We start from the raw sequence: 2,797 nt of genomic DNA, 5'->3' as shown, positions 1-2,797 counted from the left end.
GCGGATCTGTGACGCTTTCTAAATACGCGTAGATTTCGTACATCATGAACTCCCTTAATAGCTTTTCTTTTACTTTAACATAAATAGAGATACTAGGGAATTATTTATTTCATGCGTTTGTCGTGAAATTTCGGTGCATTTTTTAGCCAGTTGATTAACGAATGTTTTGAAAAATCAGTTACATTCCTCTCCAAACTCTAATTTCAAGTCTTGACATATTCGTCCAGAGATTGTTTGCCTAACGTTTATATCATGATGATTAGTTTTCAAGTGCAGCAGCCATTGTTGCTTGTACTTCAGCTTCAAAGTTGTTAGCCGCTTTTTCGATACCTTCACCAACTTCAAAACGTGCAAATGTGATTGCTTTAGCAGCTTTAGATTCAAGGAATTTTTCAACAGTTTTGCTGTCATCCATGACGTAAAGCTGTGACAAGAGGGCATTTTCTTGGTCGATTTGTGTATTGTCAACGAAAAATTTGGTCATTTTACCTGGCAAGATTTTGTCCCAGATTTGTTCTGGTTTACCTTCAGCTTTAAGTTCTTCTTTGAATGCTGTTTCAACTTTTGCTAAAACGTCGTCAGTCAATTGCGCAGCTGAACCAAATTCTGGTACGTGTAAGAAGGCTTTACCTGTCCGTTTACGGTCTTCGTTTTCGATTTCAATACGTGAAATCAAAGCAGTTGTTTCGCTCACGATAAAGTCATGGTCAAGTTCTTCAGCAGACAAAACGCTTGGACTCATCGCCGCAACGTGCATAGCAACCGCTTTGGGAAGAGACTCATCGCCACCTTCGATGACTGTGATAACACCGATACGTCCGCCATTATGTTGGTAAGCCCCAAAGTTTTGAGCATCGTTTTTTTCAACTAATTGGAAACGACGGAAAGCAATCTTTTCGCCAATTGTTGATGTCGCTTCAACATAAGATTCACCCAAAGTTTTACCAGTCGCAGTTGGAATAGCAAGCGCTGCATCATTGTCAGCTGGTTTGTTTTTAGCAATCAATTCTGCTGTTTCGTTAACCAAAGCAACAAATTGATCATTTTTGGCAACAAAGTCAGTTTCTGAGTTGACTTCAACAAGTGCTGCAACGTTACCATCAACATAGACACCAGTCAAACCCTCAGCAGCGACACGATCAGCTTTTTTAGCTGCTTTTGCAATCCCTTTTTCACGGAGCAGGTCAATCGCCTTGTTCATATCTCCATCAACTTCAACAAGTGCTTTTTTAGCATCCATGATGCCAGCACCAGTTTTTTCACGCAATTCTTTTACTTGAGCTGCAGTAATTGACATTTTTGTTTTCTCCTTTAAGATGTTGAGGCGACTACTTTGAGACGATGAAAAATAGGAAAAGGCGTAAGCGAACCTGAAAAGCTAGAGGCAACGTGCCTTGGCGATTTATCGCTTAGACGTTGACCTGAGAGTTGCACTTTATAAGCTAAACGACGTTCGTGCGTACTTTTATCTTTTTTCCTAGTCTCAAGGAGCCGAAACTCAGTTTTAGTTAAAAAAGAGGGATGAGGCGTAGGCCCCGCCCTCTTTCGATTTTTTTATTTGATACTTGGTAGAATTGGTTTTTTCAAACTAAGTATAAGCTTAGTTTTTGAAAAAACACTTCGTGTTTCCTCAACAAAGAAGCTTAAACTTCTTTGTTGAGGAAATACGTTGCATTTCCCTATTGGTCAATTCAAAAGAAGCTTAAGCTTCTTTTGAACCTTCCACAACTTCTACCAATTCTTCGATTGATTCAGATGATGCTGGTTCTGATACGTTTGCTTCTTCAGCTTCTACAGCATCTTCGCCTTGACGACCTTCGATGATTGCATCAGCCATTTTACCTGTAATCAATTTAACCGCACGAATGGCATCATCATTGGCAGGGATGATCACGTCAATTGGATCAGGATCTGCGTTTGTATCAACCATTGCCACGATTGGAATGTTTAATTTAGTTGCTTCTTGAACAGCGATTTGCTCTTTATGTGGATCCACGATGTAGATAAGATCAGGAATACGTGGCATATCAGCGATACCGCCCAAGAATTTTTCTAAGCGATCACGTTGTTTGTTAAGCAAAACAACTTCTTTTTTAGGAAGAACGTCAAAAGTACCGTCTTCTTCCATTTTGTTGATTTCTTTCAAACGTGCGATACGTTTTTGGATTGTACCCCAGTTAGTCAAAGTACCACCCAACCAACGGTGGTTGATGTAGTATTGACCAGCACGAGTTGCTTCTTCTTTAACAGCTTCAGCAGCTTGTTTTTTAGTCCCTACGAAGAGAACAACAGCACCGTTTGCTGCAGCTTCGCGTACATAGTTGTATGCGTCGTCAGCAAGTTTAACTGTTTTTTGTAAGTCGATAACGTGAATACCGTTACGTTCTGTAAAGATGAACGGTTTCATTTTTGGGTTCCAACGGCGTGTTTGGTGACCGAAGTGAACACCCGCTTCGAGTAGTTGTTTCATTGAAATGACTGCCATGAGCTAGTCTCCTTTTAAAATAGTTTTTTTCCTCTTTTGACCGTCAACTCGCCCCGCTACTCGCTTTTAAAGCTACACTACGGGACGATCTTGTCAAAATGTGGTTTCAGTTACCGTAATTTTTTACGGCAACCATTTAATTATACACGCTTTTAGTGTATTTGACAAGACTTACTTGTTGTATGTACACGGTCGTTTCATAAATTAGTCTTGAAAAATTAACCAAAAGTGCTACACTGCCATTAGGAGAACAATATGACACTACAAGAAAAATTTATGATTATAGAAGATTCACGAGATGAAAGATACGTT

2 protein-coding genes are annotated in these 2,797 nt (G+C 39.7%); both read right to left on the bottom strand.

From position 1 onward, the window contains the following. Positions 1-259 precede the first annotated feature (259 nt). On the bottom strand, positions 260-1,297 hold the full coding sequence (gene tsf / locus ACYQ21_RS15180) for a translation elongation factor Ts (protein ID WP_460059492.1): 1,038 nt from the start codon (positions 1,295-1,297) through the stop codon (positions 260-262). 405 nt (positions 1,298-1,702) lie between these two features. Then, positions 1,703-2,485, bottom strand: a complete 783-nt coding sequence (gene rpsB, locus ACYQ21_RS15175) for a 30S ribosomal protein S2 (protein WP_460059490.1) — start codon at positions 2,483-2,485, stop codon at positions 1,703-1,705. Between the last annotated feature and the right edge of the window lie 312 nt (positions 2,486-2,797).

This window comes from Pseudolactococcus yaeyamensis (assembly GCF_054658615.1).
This window is presented reverse-complemented; position numbering and strand designations above follow the sequence as displayed.